Below are 16,741 nucleotides of genomic sequence, written 5' to 3'. Positions count from 1 at the left end.
CGTAGACTCGAACTCGTGGCATCCGACTCCTTCGTTCACCTGCACGTGCACAGCGAATACTCGATGCTGGACGGTGCAGCCAAGATCAATTCGATGACGCAGGCCGCCGCCGATTACGGCATGCCTGCGATCGCCGTCACCGATCACGGCAACACCTTCGCGGCCTTCGAGTTCTACAATGCGGCGAATGCGGCCGGCGTCAAGCCGATCATTGGTCTCGAGGCCTACGTCACCCCCGGCACTCATCGCGGCGACCGCTCGCGAGTCGCCTGGGGCGCACCTGAACAGAAGCGTGACGACGTCTCTGGTTCCGGCGCATACACGCACATGACCCTGTGGAGCCAGAGCACAGAGGGCATGCACAACCTCTTCCGGCTCAGCTCGCTCTCGAGTCTTGAGGGCCAGTACTTCAAACCCCGCATGGACCGCGAGCTGCTGCAGACGTACGGTAAGGGGCTTATCGCTACGACCGGGTGCCCGTCCGGCGAAATTCAGACCCGTCTTCGTCTGGGGCAGTACGACGCGGCACGCGCCGCCGCTGCCGAGTTTCAAGACCTCTTCGGTAAAGACAACTACTTCGCCGAGATCATGGATCACGGGCTCGATATCGAGCGCCGCGTCATCACCGATCTGCTGAAGATTTCGAAGGACCTCAGTATCCCGCTGGTCGGCACGAACGACTCGCACTACACACACCAGCATGAGGCTGACGCGCATGCCGCGCTGCTGTGCGTGCAGTCCGGCTCGACGATGGATGATCCGAACCGCTTCAAATTCGACGGCGACGGCTACTACATCAAGACCGCGCAAGAGATGCGTCAGCTCTTCCTCGACCACCCAGAGGCGTGTGACAACACGTTGCTGATCGCAGAGCGCTGCGAGGTCGAGTTCAACACCTCGGCCAACTACATGCCAAACTTCCCGGTGCCAGAGGGCGAGACCGAAGACAGCTGGCTTGTCAAAGAGGTCGAAGCAGGCCTGCACTATCGGTATCCGGCTGGAATCCCAGACAAGGTGCGCAAGCAGGCCGAGTACGAGACCGGAATCATCCTGCAGATGGGGTTCCCCGGCTACTTCCTCGTGGTTGCTGACTTCATCAACTGGGCGAAGGAGAACGGCATCCGCGTCGGCCCTGGCCGCGGTTCCGGTGCAGGCTCGATGGTCGCGTACGCCATGAAGATCACAGACCTTGACCCGCTTGAGCACGGCCTGATCTTCGAGCGTTTCCTTAACCCTGAGCGCGTCTCGATGCCCGACTTCGATGTCGACTTCGATGATCGCCGCCGCGGCGAAGTGATCGACTACGTCACCGACAAGTACGGCGACGAGCGCGTCGCGCAGATCGTCACCTATGGCACGATCAAATCCAAGCAGGCGCTGAAGGATGCGGGCCGGGTTCTCGGCTTTCCGTTCAGCATGGGCGAGCGTTTGACCAAGGCGATGCCGCCGCCCGTGATGGGCAAGGACATGCCTTTGGATGGCATGTTCGACTCGAAGCATCCGCGCTATAAGGAAGCCAGTGAGTTCCGCGCACTGATCGAAACCGATCCAGAGGCGAAGACGGTCTTTGACCGCGCCATCGGGCTCGAAGGTCTGAAACGCCAGTGGGGCGTGCACGCCGCTGGCGTCATCATGTCGAGCGAACCGCTGATCGACATCATCCCGATCATGCGCCGTGAGCAGGACGGTCAGATCGTCACGCAGTTCGATTACCCGTCGTGTGAGGCCCTCGGCCTGATCAAGATGGACTTCTTGGGGCTGCGAAACCTCACGATCATTTCGGATGCCCTCGACAACATTCGAACGAACAGGGGAGAGGAGCTCGACCTCGAGCACCTCGAACTCGACGACCAGGGTGCCTACGATCTGCTCGCTCGCGGCGACTCGCTCGGCGTGTTCCAGCTCGACGGCGGGCCGATGCGTTCGCTGATGCGCCTGATGAAACCTGACAGTTTCGGCGACATCTCGGCACTCATCGCGTTGTACCGACCAGGCCCCATGGGCGCGAACTCGCACACGAACTACGCGCTGCGCAAGAACGGTCTGCAGCCGATCACCCCGATCCATCCAGAGTTCACAGACTCGCTCGCCGAGATCCTTAATGAGTCCTACGGCCTCATCATCTATCAGGAGCAGGTGATGGCCATCGCGCAGAAGGTTGCCGGCTTCACTCTCGGTCAGGCCGATATTCTGCGCCGAGCGATGGGCAAAAAGAAGAAGTCCGAACTGGATAAACAGTTTGAGGGCTTCCGAGCGGGAATGCACACCAACGGGTATTCAGATGGTGCGGTCAACGCGATCTGGGAGATCCTGCTGCCGTTCTCGGACTACGCATTCAACAAGGCGCACTCCGCCGCTTACGGTCTCGTGTCGTACTGGACCGCGTACCTCAAGGCACATTTCCCCGCCGAATACATGGCGGCACTGCTGACAAGCGTCGGCGACTCCAAAGACAAGATGGCGATCTACCTGAACGAGTGCCGTCGCATGGGCATCAAGGTGCTGCCACCCGACGTTCGTGAGTCCATCAACTTCTTCGCGGCAGTCGGGGACGACATCCGCTTCGGCCTCGGCGCTGTCCGCAACGTCGGCAGTAACGTCGTCGATGGCATCGTTATGGCGCGCCAGAAAGACAACTTCGACTCGTTCCACGATTTCCTCAAGAAGGTGCCACTGCATGTCTCGAACAAGCGCACCGTCGAATCGCTGATCAAGGCTGGCGCCTTCGACTCGATGGGCAACACCCGTCGTGCACTCCTGGAGATCCATGAAGATGCCACCGAGGCGGCCGTCGATCAGAAGCGCAACGAAGCGCAGGGCGCGATCGGGTTCGACTTCGACAGCCTCTATGACGCTGTTGAAGAGACCGCACCAGCAAAGGTTCCCGACCGCCCGGAATGGATCAAGAAAGACAAACTGGCCTTCGAGCGCGAAATGCTCGGACTCTACGTGTCTGACCACCCGCTCGCGGGTCTCGAGGTTCCGCTCGCAAAGCACGCATCGATTTCGATCCAGAACCTGCTCGCATCCGAAGATCTGCAGGACGGCGATCAGGTCACTGTCGCTGGTCTTGTGACCAGCGTGCAACATCGGGTGGCGAAGGCCAGTGGCAATCCCTACGGCATGATCACGGTCGAGGACTTCAACGGCGAGGTCACCGTGATGTTCATGGGCAAGACCTACACCGAGTTCCAGCACACCCTGCAGCAGGATGCCATTCTCGCCGTGCGCGGGCGCGTCTCTCGGCGTGATGACGGTCTCAACCTTCATGCGCAGTCGACGTTCACGCCTGATATCGGTTCATTCGACACTGCGGGGCCGTTGTCGCTCGTGCTCGCTGAGCAGCGTGCCACTGAGCGTGTCATGAACGAGCTGGCCGAAGTACTTCGCCGGCACAGCGGCGAGACCGAGGTAACGCTCAGGGTGCATCGGGGGCAAACCGCCAAAGTCTTCGAGGTACCGATGCCGGTGAGGGTCTCTGCTGACCTGTTCGGCGACCTCAAATCCCTGCTCGGCCCTGGCTGCCTCGGGTAGGATCGGGACGCGTTGGACGCGCGGATACAGACTGCGCGCACCATGTCGAAAGGATCACGATTCATGAGCACGGACGCACCTGCAGAGCCCTTCACCGAGGATGACGGCGTGCTCTACGAAGAGGACGTCACTCCACAGCCCGGAATTTTGGGGTTCACTCTTCGTGAACTTCTGATCGTCGCCGTATGGCTCATCGTCTTCGTCACCTCGTTCTTCCCGCTCGGTTGGGCGCCGACGCTCTGGGCTCAGGGCGTTGCCTGGATCCTGCCACTCGCTGTGCCGACGGCCGCCGTGTTCCTCATCGTTCTGCGGCGTTTCTCTCCCGAGGGCATCCGCCGCGTCGGTTCGCTGGGGATCGATCAGTTCGCCTCGGTCGCTTTCTCCGTCGCCGCAGTGTGGTGGGCGCAGTTGCTCTGGGAGTACATTTCCTCGATGGTGGCGACCGGCGTCTCTATCGTCGTGTGGGTGCCCTGGGTGCAGTTGATCGGCATGCTCGCTCTGGTCGCTCTCACCGTTTTCGCCCCGATCATCCCGGGCCTTTGCGATGACTTCCAGGGCCGCTTGGTCACGCTGGCGCACCGCAACGCGAACCCCGCACGTCCGGTAGTTGCCCGTCCGCGACCGGAGCGCCAGACAGTGCCCGTCGTTGATGTCGCTCCCGTTGTGGAGACCGAGTCGGACGGGGAGACCCCCATTTTTGCAGAGGCCCCGGCTTTTGCAGAGACCCCGCCTCTTGCTGAGACCCCGCCTCTTGCTGAAGCTCCGCCAGCGTTTGCGGCCGAATACCCCGACGAAAACGTGACCGACGAAATCGCACACCTCGGCTTCGGAGACAGCGTCCCGCTGACCTCACACGCGTCCGGTGGCGAGCTGGGAACCGTGGCTGACGTCGACGAGAGCGACTACGTTCCCGGGTATGCGCGTTCCTCGCGCAGTCACGTCGATGCAGATGTCGTCGACGATCTTGATATTGACGACGATTTTGACGTCGACCAGACCGCACCCCGTGATCCCGCTGTCGCTCAAGAGCAGGCACAGCCGTTCTGGGCTCTCGCCCCGACTGAGCGTGATGTGCTCGACGAGCGTGGCGCGCCGCTGTTCCGCATCGGTCCGAACGCCTGGGCTCTCGTGATCGAAGACCGCGGCGGCGCCTATGTCGTGCGTCACGATGACGGTCGGATCGGCTATCTGCACGACGTCACTGACATCACGAAAGGCTGACGTGCGCACGATCGATCTACGAGGGCAGCAGCTCTCGCCGGCTGACATGCTCGCTGCCGTTCCCCGTGCGGCGCAGGCGCGCGCGGAAGCGCTGGAGACCGCTGCGCGAATCGTCGATGACGTTCGCACCACGGGAGAGGATGCGCTGCGCGCCCAGGCAGAGAAGTTTGATGGGGTCACCGGCCACGCCATCCGCGTGCCCGCCGACCACATCGACGAGGCTGTCGCGGCCTTGACACCCGAGATCCGGGCCGCGCTCGAAGAGGCAATCCGCCGCGTACGGCAAGCGTCGACGGCGCAGGTGCCAGACGTCAGAGTGACAGATATCGGACCAGGGGCCCGCATCACGCAGCGCTGGCAGCCGGTGTCGCGGGTTGGCGTCTACATTCCTGGCGGCAAGGCTGTCTATCCCTCAAGCGTGATTATGAATGTCGTGCCGGCGCAGGTCGCTGGCGTTGAGCAGATCGCACTCGCTTCTCCGCCGCAGAAAGATCAGGACGGCCGCGTGCACCCGGTGATCCTCGCCGCGGCAGGGCTCCTCGGCATTCACGAGGTGTACGCCATGGGCGGCGCGGGCGCGATCGGCGCCTTCGCCTACGGTGTCTCGGACCTCGGTCTCGATCCGGTCGATGTTGTCTCCGGACCCGGGAACAACTATGTCGCCTCCGCGAAGCGTGCAGTCGCCGGCGTGGTCGGCACGGATTCCGAAGCGGGTGCTACCGAAATCCTCGTGGTTGCTGATTCTGCGGCTGACGCACGACTTATCGCGGCCGATCTGGTGAGCCAGGCTGAGCACGACGAGCAGGCGTCTGCGGTACTCGTTACCGATGATGAGGCTCTGGCTGAGCGTGTTGCTCTAGAGGTCGCCGAGATCGCTGCCGCCACGAGGCACAGCAAGCGGGTAGGCGTTGCCCTCGCCGGTCCGCAGTCAGCGATCGTGTTGGTCGATGACCGTGCCGTGGCGACGGCGTTCAGCAACGCCTACGCCCCAGAGCACCTCGAACTTCACCTGATCGACGCTGAGGGCGCGGCATCCGCTTTCACCAGCGCTGGCGCGGTCTTCGTCGGCGACCAGACGCCGGTAAGTCTCGGCGACTATATGGCCGGCAGTAACCACGTGCTTCCGACCGGCGGCCAGGCGCGTTACGCACCCGGGCTTGGTGCGTATACGTTCCTTCGTCCACAGCAAGTAATCTCCTACGATCACGCGGCTCTTGCCGCAGTGCGCGAGGGGATTGTTGCGCTAGCGAATGTCGAAGTGCTCCCCGCGCACGGCGAAGCTATTGAAGCGCGCTTCCAGGCAGGCACCGAGCGAGCGGCTACGCTGTAACACCATGCACTGCCCCTTCTGTCGTCATCCTGACTCCCGTGTGATCGACTCCCGTACCAGCGATGATGGTCTCTCCATTCGCCGCCGTCGTCAGTGCCCGGAGTGCGGCGGACGCTTCAGCACCACCGAGACGGCCAGTCTGAACGTGATCAAGCGCTCTGGAGTCATGGAGCCGTTCAGCCGCGAGAAGGTCATCTCCGGAGTGCGTAAGGCGTGTCAGGGACGGCCGGTCACCGAGGCCGACCTCGCCGTGCTCGCCCAGCGTGTGGAAGAGGCTGTCCGACAGACCGGGGTGTCGCAGCTCGATACGAACGAGATCGGCCTCGCCATTCTCGGACCGCTCCGCGATCTTGATGAGGTAGCATTCCTCCGCTTTGCGAGCGTCTACCAGGCGTTTGAATCGCTGGATGATTTCGAGAGCGCGATCACAGATCTGCGTGCCGACCACATCGAAGCGGATCGAGAGCCCGTCGACGGGTAATCTGGCAGGGATGTATCCGCTGCTCTTTCGCGTCGTTCTGTCGCGCTTCGACCCCGAGTTCGCCCACCATGCAGCCATGGCGGTGATTCGGGTGCTCGGTGTTCCGCCGCTGTCTGCCGCTACGCGAGCGGTCACCGCGCCGAGCAGTGACCTGCGGGTCAGCACGCTGGGACTCTCCTTCGATTCGCCCTTCGGCGTCGCCGCAGGCTTCGACAAGAATGCGATCGGTGTGCGTGGCCTCGCAGCCCTCGGGTTCGGTCACGTCGAGATCGGCACGATTACCGCGATCCCACAGGACGGCAATCCCAAGCCTCGCCTGTTCCGGCTCGTCCCGGATCGCGCGGTCATCAACCGAATGGGCTTCAATAACGCGGGCGCGGATGCTGCCGCCAAGCGCCTTGCGAAGCTGCGCAGGCGACGCCCGAAGACAATCGTGGGCGTGAATATTGGCAAGAGTCGCGTCGTCGATGTCAGCGACGCCACCGCCGACTATGTGGCAAGCGCGATAACGCTCGCACCGCTGGCGGACTATCTGGCCGTCAACGTGTCGTCGCCGAACACGCCAGGGCTGCGCGGCCTGCAGGCAGTAGAGACCCTCGCCCCGTTGCTGCGCGCGGTGAAAAAAGCTGCGGGAGTGACGCCGCTTCTGGTCAAGATCGCGCCAGATCTGCCAGACGAAGAGATCGAAGCGATCGCGCGGCTCGCCGTTACTGAGGGGCTCGATGGCATCATCGCCCACAACACCACGATCGCTCGGTCAGGGCTCAAGACGGACGCGGCCGTCGTCGAAGCCGCCGGCGCCGGCGGACTCTCCGGTGCACCGCTGCGCGACAGGTCGATGGAAGTACTGCGGATCGTGCGCGCAACCGTACCGGATGACTTTTGCGTGATTTCGGTCGGTGGAGTGGAGACGGCAAGCGACGTGCAGGCGCGATTGGATGCCGGTGCCACCCTGGTGCAGGGCTACACGGCGTTCCTCTACCGCGGCCCGCTCTGGGCGCGTCAGATCAACCGTGGGCTGCGGGTCAGGCCGGGTACTGGCCGCGCTTGACCTGCGGCTTCGGCAGACGCATGAAGCGCATCTGAAGGGCGCGCATCGCGGCGTACCAGCCGAGGCCCTTTCCCATGCGGTCCTTGCCGAACTTCGCGGCGACCTTCTTCTTGACACGCATGCCGAGCAGAACCATGTCGATCACCGCAACGACGATGAACGCCCAGAGGCCGACGAAGGCAAAGAACGAGAACGTCGGATCTGGCACCAGTGACACCAGGATGACGATGACCATGAGCGCCATGACCCACTCGGAGAGATGCCATCCGGCGTCGACGTAGTCGCGTACCCAACGGCGCTGCGGTCCCTTGTCGCGCGCCGGCAGGTACCTGTCGTCGCCGGCGGCCATGCCGGCCTGCGCACGTTCGCGCTGCTCCCGCATCTGGACTTTTGCCGCGGCGCGCGCTTCCTTGGTGTCGGCTACCAGCGGTCGCCTGCGCGCAGCTTCTTGCTCCGCGCGACTCGGCGTCGCGCGTCCCTTACCGACGACTGGCGTCTCTGCGGAGTCGTCGTTCGTCGATGGGGTGGAAGTGGCCACGAGGCTCCTCGGATAGAAAAACGGGGGTTCACCTAAGATTACTCGCATGACTTCAAAGCCGCTCACTGCAGACCCCGCGATTGAAACGGCTGTCCTCGAGGCTGTGGCAACGGGCATCCCCTCGGCGTTATCCGATCTGGGCGATCTCGTGCGAATCCCTGGCATGGCATGGCCGTCGTTCGATCAGACGCAGCTTGAGCGCAGCGCTGAACGGGTGGCTGCGCTTGCGACGGGTACTGGAGTGTTCGACGACGTCCGCGTGCTGCGCGCCGCGATCCCCGGGACCGACGAACACGGGCAGCCGGCGGTTCTCGCGACGCGGGCAGCCCGAAACGGTAAACCCACCATTTTGCTTTACGCGCACCACGACGTACAGCCTCCCGGAGCGGATGAGCTCTGGGAGACCCCGCCCTTTGAGCCCACCGTGCGCAACGGACGTCTCTATGGCCGCGGCGCCGCAGATGACAAGGCCGGCGTCATGGCGCACATCGCATCGCTGCGTGCGGTTGCTGAAATCCTCGGTGACGACCTCGAACTGGGGGTGGCGATGTTCATCGAAGGCGAAGAGGAGTACGGGTCCCGCTCGTTCGCGCAGTTCCTCAGCGATAACACCGAAGCGCTCCGTGCCGACGCCATCGTCGTCGCCGATTCGGGAAACTGGGACACGACAACGCCGGCCCTCACCGTCTCGCTGCGCGGAAACGCACGCTTCACGCTGAAGGTACGCACGCTGGATCACGCCTCGCACTCAGGCATGTACGGGGGAGCGGTGCCTGACGCGATGATGGCGACCGTGCGGTTGCTCTCGACGCTCTGGGACGAGGACGGTGCGGTCGCGGTTGCCGGAATGGCCGAGCGCGACGCGGCGACCCCCGAGTACTCAGAAGAGACCCTGCGGGATGAGGCGGGGCTACTGCCAGGAACGTCGCCGATCGGGCGGGACAGCATCCTGAGCAGGATCTGGAATAAACCAGCCGTGACGGTCATCGGTATCGACGCGACGAGTGTTGCCTCGGCATCCAACACGCTGCTGCCGGAGGTGACGGTCGTGATCAGCGCCCGCGTCGCGCCTGGCCAGAGCGGTGAAGAGGCGTACGCGGCGTTGGAGGCGCACTTGCGCGAGCACACGTCGTTTGGCGCTGAACTGACTTTCTCCGACCTCGACCTTGGCGACGGATTCCTCGTCGACACCAGCGGCTGGGCGGTCGGGCTGACACGCCAGGCGATGGCAGATGGCTACGGCAAAGAGCCGGTGGATCTCGGGGTGGGTGGGTCGATTCCGTTCATTGCTGACCTCGTGCGAGTGTTCCCCAACGCGCAGATTCTCGTCACCGGAGTGGAAGACCCGTACGCGCGGGCTCACAGTCCCAATGAATCGCTGCATCTGGACACATTTCGGCATGCCGTGGCCACGGAGGCCCTGATGCTGACTCGAATGAACGCCATCACGCTGTGACCAGTGCCCTCACCGGCCCCCGAAGGTAGAATCAGAACATCCGCCGCCAGTACGCGCGGCCCGTCACAAGGAGCGACATGAGCGACACCACACTGACTACGCCCTCCACAGCCATGCACAGCGTCAAACTCACCGACGCGGCAGCCACCAAGGTGAAGAACCTTCTTGAGCAGGAAGGCCGCGATGACCTGCGTCTGCGCGTTGCTGTCCAGCCCGGTGGATGTTCGGGCCTGATCTACCAGCTCTACTTCGACGAGCGCTTCCTCGAAGGCGACGAGACCGTCGACTTCGACGGCGTGGAGGTCATCGTCGACAACATGAGCGTGCCGTACCTCGATGGCGCGTCCATCGACTTCAAGGACACGATTTCAGAGCAGGGTTTCACGATCGACAACCCGAATGCAGGCGGCAGCTGCGCATGTGGAGACAGCTTCCACTGAGCGTTACCCGAGCCTGACCTGCGTGGTTGGCATGAATCAGGTGTGAGGTTGCCCTAGACTTGGGTAGGCCTTGTCCGTCATCTTGAAAGGTGCATCGTGCCCTCGAAACGCCGCCTCCGTTGGGCCGCTATTCCAGTCGGAATCGCGGCAGCCGTGGCTTTGGCGGGATGTTCTCCCACCGAACTTCACGGATTCCTCCCGGGCTTCGTAGAGACGGCACAGCCGCTACGAACCAGACCGAGCGAGTTGCAGGCCTCTGGGTCAACTCGTGGATCGTGTTGCTCGTCGTCGGCGTGATCACGTGGGCACTGATGGGCTGGGCCGCGGTGGCATACCGCCGCCGCAAGGGCCAGACCGGTCTGCCCGTTCAACTGCGCTACAACATGCCGATCGAGATCTTCTACACGATCATCCCGCTGGTGCTCGTCATGGGAATGTTCTTCTTCACGGTGCGCGACCAAGCTTCGATCGAGACGCAGTGGGGCGACGACGCAGAGGTCGAGATCACTGCGATCGGTAAGCAGTGGGCCTTCGACTTCATGTACGGCGGCGAGGATGACGACCTCTCCGATGCCGTATGGACGATGGGCGTTCAGGCTCAGCCTGACGCGGATGGCAACATCGACACGGAGAAGCTTCCGACTCTGGTGCTTCCGGTCGACAAGAAGGTGCACATCAGCCTTCAGTCACGTGACGTCATCCACTCGTTCTGGATCATCGACTTCCTGTACAAGAAAGACATGTACATCGGCAAGGACAATTCTTGGTCCTTCATCCCGACCAGGGTCGGGGAGTACGACGGCAAATGCGCCGAGCTCTGCGGCGAATACCACTCGATGATGCTCTTCAACGTGAAGGTCGTCGAACAGGATGAGTACGACGCATACGTCGAGTCGCTTCGCGACGAGGGCAACACCGGCAACATCGCTGACGCATACGACCGCCTCGGTAACTTCCCGGGCACCGGCGCCCCGTCCAGCACGAACTCCGAGGACGAGGGAGAATAAGGCTCATGTCGACCACCACTGAGATGCCCGGCCAGACGGCTGGCGCTCGCCCCACTGCGATGCCGGCCCGCCAGGCCGCTCTGATGAGCACCTCGCGTACCGAGCAAAAGGGCAACATCGTCGTCAAGTGGATCACCTCCACTGATCACAAGACCATCGGGTACATGTACCTGATCGCCTCGGTGCTCTTCTTCCTCCTCGGCGGCGTGATGGCTCTCGTCATCCGCGCCGAGCTGTTCGCTCCCGGGATGCAGATCGTCCCGACGAAAGAGCAGTACAACCAGCTGTTCACCATGCACGGCACGATCATGCTGCTCATGTTCGCAACCCCGCTGTTCGCCGGATTCGCAAACGCGATCCTGCCACTGCAGCTCGGTGCACCAGACGTGGCGTTCCCGCGTCTGAACGCGTTCGCGTTCTGGCTGTTCGCCTTCGGCTCGATCATCGCTGTCGCCGGCTTCCTCACCCCGCAGGGCGCCGCATCGTTCGGGTGGTTCGCTTACCAGCCGCTGGCCAGTGCGACCTTCACGCCTGGCGCCGGTGGAAACCTCTGGATGGTCGGACTCGGTATGTCCGGTTTCGGAACGATCCTCGGTGCGGTGAACTTCATCACGACCGTGATCACCATGCGCGCTCCCGGCATGACGATGTGGCGTATGCCGATCTTCTCCTGGAACACGCTGATCACGAGCCTTCTGATTCTGATGGCCTTCCCGGTGCTCGCAGCGGCGATCTTCGCAGCAGCGGCCGACCGCATCCTGGGTGCTCACATCTTCGACCCGGCCAACGGTGGTGTTCTCCTCTGGCAGCACCTGTTCTGGTTCTTCGGTCACCCTGAGGTGTACATTATTGCGCTGCCGTTCTTCGGCATCGTCTCGGAGATCTTCCCGGTGTTTAGCCGCAAGCCGATCTTCGGATACAAGACTCTGATCTACGCGACGATCGCGATCGCGGCACTTTCGGTCGCGGTGTGGGCACACCACATGTACGTCACCGGCGGTGTGCTGCTGCCCTTCTTCGCGCTGATGACCATGCTCATCGCAGTGCCGACGGGTGTGAAGATCTTCAACTGGATCGGAACGCTCTGGCGAGGGTCTGTGACCTTCGAAACGCCGATGGTGTTCGCGCTGGGCTTCCTGGTGTCGTTCGTTTTCGGTGGTCTGACCGGTGTCATCCTCGCAGCCCCTCCGCTTGACTTCCACATCAGCGACACGTACTTCGTTGTTGCTCACTTCCACTACGTCGTCTTCGGCACCGTCGTGTTCGCGATGTTCGCCGGCTTCTACTTCTGGTGGCCGAAGTGGACGGGGCGGATGCTGAATGAGCGGCTCGGCTATGTGCATTTCTGGATGCTGTTCGTCGGCTTCCACATGACCTTCCTCATTCAGCACTGGTTGGGTGTGGATGGCATGGTGCGTCGCTATGCGGACTACTCGGAGGCTGACGGTTGGACCTGGGGCAACCAGGTTTCAACGATCGGTGCGATCATCCTCGGTGCTTCGATGTTGCCGTTCTTCCTGAACGTCTGGATTACCGCGCGCAAGGCGCCCAAGGTCACCGTCAATGACCCGTGGGGCTACGGCGGTTCGCTCGAGTGGGCGACCAGCTGCCCGCCGCCGCGCCACAACTTCACGTCGATCCCGCGTATCCGAAGTGAGCGTCCCGCGTTCGATCTGAATCACCCTGAGGCTGCAGAACACCCTGTCGCCGCGCCTGAGCCGGCCCGCGCCGGTGCGAGCGGAGAGGCCAACTAAGCTATGCGTTCTAACGTCGTTCTCTGGTGGATTCTCACCGGCTTCTTCTTCATCGTCTCTGCGATGTACACGGTGTGGAATATCGTTGCCCACCCCGATGCCCTGCCCGTCAACAAGGTCGAATGGGTCGGCACTGTGGCGCTGCTGTTCGTTGCGCTGATGTCGGCCATGATTGCGGTCTATCTTGACCGCACTCACAAGTCCCAGGGTGGCGAGCTACCCGAAGACATTCTGACGGCCGACATCGATGACGGTGACCCTGAGCTCGGTGAGTTCAGCCCCTGGTCGTGGTGGCCCATTGTTCTTGCGGCATCCGCGGCCGTGTTCCTGGTCGGAATGGCTGTCGGACACTTCCTCCTGCCGATCGGTGTCGCAATCTTCTTCGTGGCGATCGTCGGCTGGGTCTACGAGTACTACCGAGGCAACTTCGCCCGCTGAGTTCTGTTTTGTTGAAGGCCTCTGGAGAGATCCAGAGGCTTCTGCGTTGCCTAGGTGTTTATACCCGCTCAAGCGCGAGTGCGGATGCGGGGGACACCCGTGAGCGGATCGATGGGGCGGCGATGTGTGCCCTCGGCGTCTGCCACCGGATAGCCCTCGCGAACCCAGTACTCGAAGCCGCCGATCATTTCACGTACGGTGTAGCCAAGCTTCGCGAACTCCAGGCGCCCTTGGCGCCGGCGTTGCATCCTGGGCTCCAGCAGTAGACAACGACACTCGCATCCTTGGCGATCTCTTGCGGTGCGCGTGACGCGATCTCGCTGTAGTGCATGTGGATCGCACCAGGAACGCGCCCCTGGGCCCACGCCTCGTCGGAGCGGACATCGATGACCACGACATCCTCTCCGGCCTTCTGAGCGGCGTACACGTCGCTGGCGTCGGTCTCGTAGGCGAGCTTGGCGGCGAAGAAGTCAGCAGGATCAATCATGTGCTCATGATATTCCTGTCCGAGGAGGGCGGGGTGGGCTGGCATCGGCGACCCGGTGCCCGGTTTGAGATAAATCACGCGCTTTGAAACTTGTATGCAAAAAAAGGGAAGCCCCGTCCAAGCGGACGGGGCTTCCCTTTTGGAGAACGAAAGTTACTCGCCGTCCTCCGACTTCTTCTTGGGCTTCTTCACCGGATCGGTCGCGATGACCGAGCTCGGTGTGTTCGGCTGTTCGCCCACGTGTGTTTCGACCTCCGGATGCAGCGGGGCGTCAGGGGCACCAGCACGCTCGTGAGCGCCCTGGATCTCTTCGGCCTCAATCTCCGCGGTGTGAGCCGTGACGTGGTGCTGGTGTGCATCAGCGGCCGCAACCTCTGCCTGCGTGAGCGGCGCGAGACGGTCTTCGTAGAACCAGCGAGACATCGAAGAACGCAGGTTCTCCGTCCATGGGATTCGACCCTGAGCGTTCGGACGCACCACGAGTGGTTCGTAGTTGTCGACGTCAATAAGCTTCCAACGGTCGTACGTCTCGACTGGCTGGTGAACTTCGATGAACTCACCCCCGGGGAGGCGGACGATGCGCCCCGACTCGTAGCCGTGCAGAACGATCTCACGGTCCTTCTTCTGCAGCGCGATGCAGATGCGCTTGGCGACGAAGTAGCCGAGGATCGGGCCGAGGATCAGCAACGCCTGCAGTGTGTGGATCACGCCTTCCATCGTCAGCATGAAGTGCGTGGCGATGAGGTCGGAGGATGCAGCCGCCCACAGGACCGCGTAGAAGATAACGCCGGCGACACCGATCGCGGTGCGCGTTGCGGCGTTGCGCGGGCGCTGAGCGAGGTGGTGCTCACGCTTGTCGCCCGTGACCCACGCTTCAATGAAGGGATAGATCGCGACGAGGACGATGAACAGACCGAGGACAGCAACCGGAATAAGGATGCCGAGTGACAGTGTCCGATCCAGGAAGGTGATGTCCAGATGCGGGGGCGCCAGGCGCAGCGCGCCATCCGCGAACCCGATGTACCAGTCAGGCTGAGTACCCGCCGACACAGGGGAGGGGTCATAGGGACCGTACGCCCAGACCGGGTTGATCTGGAAGAACGTCGCGATCAGCACGATCGTGCCGAAGACGAGGAACAGGTAGCCGCCCATCTTGGACATGTAGATCGGCATCATCGGGTAGCCCACGACGTTGTCATTCGTGCGGCCGGGGCCAGCGAACTGCGTGTGCTTGTTGATGATCATGAGCATGAGGTGCACCGCGATCAACGCGATGACCAGCATAGGCAGCAACAGGATGTGCAGCGAATACAGGCGTCCGACGATGTCGCTACCGGGGAACTCGCCACCGAAGAGCAGGAACGACGTCCAAGTGCCGATGAGCGGGATGCCCTTGACCATGCCGTCGATGATGCGGAGGCCATTGCCCGAGAGCAGGTCATCGGGAAGCGAGTAGCCGGTGAAGCCTCAGCGAGAGCCAGGATGAACAGCACGAAACCGATCACCCAGTTCAGCTCGCGGGGCTTGCGGAATGCGCCGGTGAAGTACACACGCAGCATGTGCACGCCGATGCCGGCCACGAACACGAGCGCCGCCCAGTGGTGGATCTGGCGAACCAGTAGACCACCGCGCAGATCGAAGGAGATGTGGAGCGTCGACTCGAGTGCCGCCGACATCTCGATGCCACGCATGGGCACGTATGCACCGGTGTAGTGCGTCGGCACCATCGAAGCGTCGAAGAAGAAAGTCAGGAACGACCCGGAGATGAACACGACGACGAAGCTCCACAGAGCGATCTCGCCGAGCATGAACGACCAGTGGTCGGGGAAGATCTTTCGTCCAAGTTCCTTGACGAAACCGGAGAGACTGGTGCGCTCATCGATGTAGTTCGACGCGGCACCAACGAAGCGACCGCCGAGCGGTGCTTTAGTGTCCTTGTCCTCTTTGGACAGCGTTGCGGTGCTCAATGGCGCTCCCAGAAGCTCGGGCCAACAGGCTCGGTGAAGTCGCTACGCGCGACGAGATAGCCCTCTTCATCGACCATGATCGGCAGCTGAGGCAGCGGGCGTGCTGCCGGACCGAAGATGACCTTGGCGTGGTCGGTGACGTCGAACTGCGACTGGTGGCAGGGGCAGAGCAGGTGGTGCGTCTGCTGCTCGTACAGTGCAACGGGGCATCCGACGTGGGTGCAGACCTTGGAGTACGCGACGATGCCGTCGTAAGACCAGTCCTTGCGCTCTTCCACCTCGATGAGCTGCTCGGGACGAAGACGCATCATCAGCACGATTGCCTTGGCCTTCTCTTCGAGGTAGCCGTCGTGGTGCGAGAGGTTCGCGAGATCTTCCGGGATCACGTGGAACGCAGATCCCAGCGTGACATCCGATGCGCGGATTGGGGTGCCGTCGGGGTCGCGTACCAGCCGCTGTCCCTTGGCCCACATGGTGTGCTGCAGCAGCGCGACCGGATCGCCCGCGGTGGGGTTGTCCGGGGTGCTGTGCGGAGCGAGACCACGGAAGAGAGCAACGCCGGGAATGATCGATGCAATGACCGCTGCGAACAGCGAGTTACGGATCATCGTGCGCCGGCCGAAGCCAGACTCTTCGTTCGCATCCGAGAATGCCTTGATGGCAGCTTCACGTGTCGAGTCGCGACCCCGGGTGGGGTGACGCATCTCGATGTGCTCCTTGTCGGACATGAGCGCCTTGGACCAGTGGATGGCGCCAATGCCGAGGCACAGCAGAGCAAGCGCAATGCCGAGCCCGATGAAGAGGTTGTTGTATCGAATCGACATCAACGACTGGTCCTCGATCGGGAACAGCATGTATGCCGCTACCGCCCAGATGCTGCCAGCGAGCGACAGATAAAAAAGCGTGTACACCGTACGGACCGCGCGCTTTTCAGCTTGCGGATCCTTATCGGTCATCCGTTCGCGATGCGGCGGAAGACCCGGGTTGTGCACGGGATCGCTGACTGCGACACCCAGCCCCGGAGAGGGCTGGTAGGC

The 16,741-nt window shown here is 62.5% G+C and carries 11 protein-coding genes and 3 pseudogenes; 10 read left to right on the top strand and 4 right to left on the bottom strand.

What is annotated here, in order from left to right; all coding sequences use genetic code 11:
* Positions 1-15: 15 nt before the first annotated feature.
* The 5 genes from dnaE (at position 16) to DC31_RS05850 (ending at position 7,617) form a co-directional block, all read left to right on the top strand.
* A complete protein-coding gene (gene dnaE, locus DC31_RS05870; protein ID WP_036278059.1) occupies positions 16-3,534 on the top strand; it encodes a DNA polymerase III subunit alpha in 3,519 nt (1,172 codons plus the stop codon).
* A 63-nt stretch (positions 3,535-3,597) separates the two neighbouring features.
* Entirely contained in the window at positions 3,598-4,755 is a 1,158-nt protein-coding gene (locus DC31_RS05865; protein WP_036278056.1) for a hypothetical protein, read from the top strand.
* Between the two features lies 1 nt (position 4,756).
* The gene (gene hisD, locus DC31_RS05860; protein ID WP_036278054.1) at positions 4,757-6,085 is read left to right on the top strand and encodes a histidinol dehydrogenase; all 1,329 of its coding nucleotides are present in this window, start codon (positions 4,757-4,759) and stop codon (positions 6,083-6,085) included.
* 4 nt (positions 6,086-6,089) lie between these two features.
* Positions 6,090-6,566: a transcriptional regulator NrdR gene (gene nrdR / locus DC31_RS05855; protein ID WP_036278051.1), complete on the top strand. Its 477-nt coding sequence runs from the start codon at positions 6,090-6,092 to the stop codon at positions 6,564-6,566.
* Between the two features lie 10 nt (positions 6,567-6,576).
* Entirely contained in the window at positions 6,577-7,617 is a 1,041-nt protein-coding gene (locus tag DC31_RS05850; RefSeq protein WP_036278048.1) for a quinone-dependent dihydroorotate dehydrogenase, read from the top strand.
* Here the strand turns inward: DC31_RS05850 and DC31_RS05845 are convergent.
* Positions 7,592-8,203 (bottom strand): DUF3043 domain-containing protein, encoded by a 612-nt coding sequence (locus DC31_RS05845; protein ID WP_051606474.1) that lies wholly within the window; start codon positions 8,201-8,203, stop codon positions 7,592-7,594. The two genes, DC31_RS05850 and DC31_RS05845, sit on opposite strands and share 26 nt — an antisense overlap.
* On the opposite strand from DC31_RS05845, the gene DC31_RS05840 reads away from it, so the two are divergent.
* The 5 genes and pseudogenes from DC31_RS05840 to DC31_RS05820 all read left to right on the top strand — a co-directional run bounded on the left by DC31_RS05840 (position 8,202) and on the right by DC31_RS05820 (position 13,250).
* A complete protein-coding gene (locus DC31_RS05840; protein WP_036278044.1) occupies positions 8,202-9,611 on the top strand; it encodes a dipeptidase in 1,410 nt (469 codons plus the stop codon). The two genes, DC31_RS05845 and DC31_RS05840, sit on opposite strands and share 2 nt — an antisense overlap.
* 77 nt (positions 9,612-9,688) lie before the next feature.
* Positions 9,689-10,051, top strand: a complete 363-nt coding sequence (erpA, locus tag DC31_RS05835; protein ID WP_036278041.1) for an iron-sulfur cluster insertion protein ErpA — start codon at positions 9,689-9,691, stop codon at positions 10,049-10,051.
* A gap of 96 nt (positions 10,052-10,147) precedes the next feature.
* Positions 10,148-11,058 (top strand): annotated as a pseudogene (gene ctaC / locus DC31_RS05830) (aa3-type cytochrome oxidase subunit II).
* Positions 11,059-11,117: 59 nt separating this feature from the next.
* Positions 11,118-12,812 (top strand): aa3-type cytochrome oxidase subunit I, encoded by a 1,695-nt coding sequence (ctaD, locus tag DC31_RS05825; protein WP_152545357.1) that lies wholly within the window; start codon positions 11,118-11,120, stop codon positions 12,810-12,812.
* A 3-nt stretch (positions 12,813-12,815) separates the two neighbouring features.
* The gene (locus tag DC31_RS05820; protein ID WP_036278036.1) at positions 12,816-13,250 is read left to right on the top strand and encodes a cytochrome c oxidase subunit 4; all 435 of its coding nucleotides are present in this window, start codon (positions 12,816-12,818) and stop codon (positions 13,248-13,250) included.
* A 68-nt stretch (positions 13,251-13,318) separates the two neighbouring features.
* Here the strand turns inward: DC31_RS05820 and DC31_RS05815 are convergent.
* The 3 genes and pseudogenes from DC31_RS05815 to qcrA all read right to left on the bottom strand — a co-directional run bounded on the left by DC31_RS05815 (position 13,319) and on the right by qcrA (position 16,720).
* Positions 13,319-13,737: pseudogene (locus DC31_RS05815) on the bottom strand (rhodanese-like domain-containing protein).
* A gap of 153 nt (positions 13,738-13,890) precedes the next feature.
* Positions 13,891-15,704, bottom strand: a pseudogene (qcrB, locus tag DC31_RS05810) (cytochrome bc1 complex cytochrome b subunit).
* Complete coding sequence (gene qcrA, locus DC31_RS05805) at positions 15,701-16,720, bottom strand: cytochrome bc1 complex Rieske iron-sulfur subunit (protein WP_051606471.1); 1,020 nt, start codon at positions 16,718-16,720, stop codon at positions 15,701-15,703. Before qcrA ends, qcrB begins: the two are co-directional and overlap by 4 nt.
* Positions 16,721-16,741: the final 21 nt, after the last annotated feature.

The sequence above is a fragment of the Microbacterium sp. CH12i genome (genome assembly GCF_000685355.1).
Classification (GTDB): Bacteria; Actinomycetota; Actinomycetes; order Actinomycetales; family Microbacteriaceae; genus Microbacterium.
Note: the sequence above shows the minus strand (reverse complement) of the source record. Positions and strands in the feature narration are given on the sequence as shown.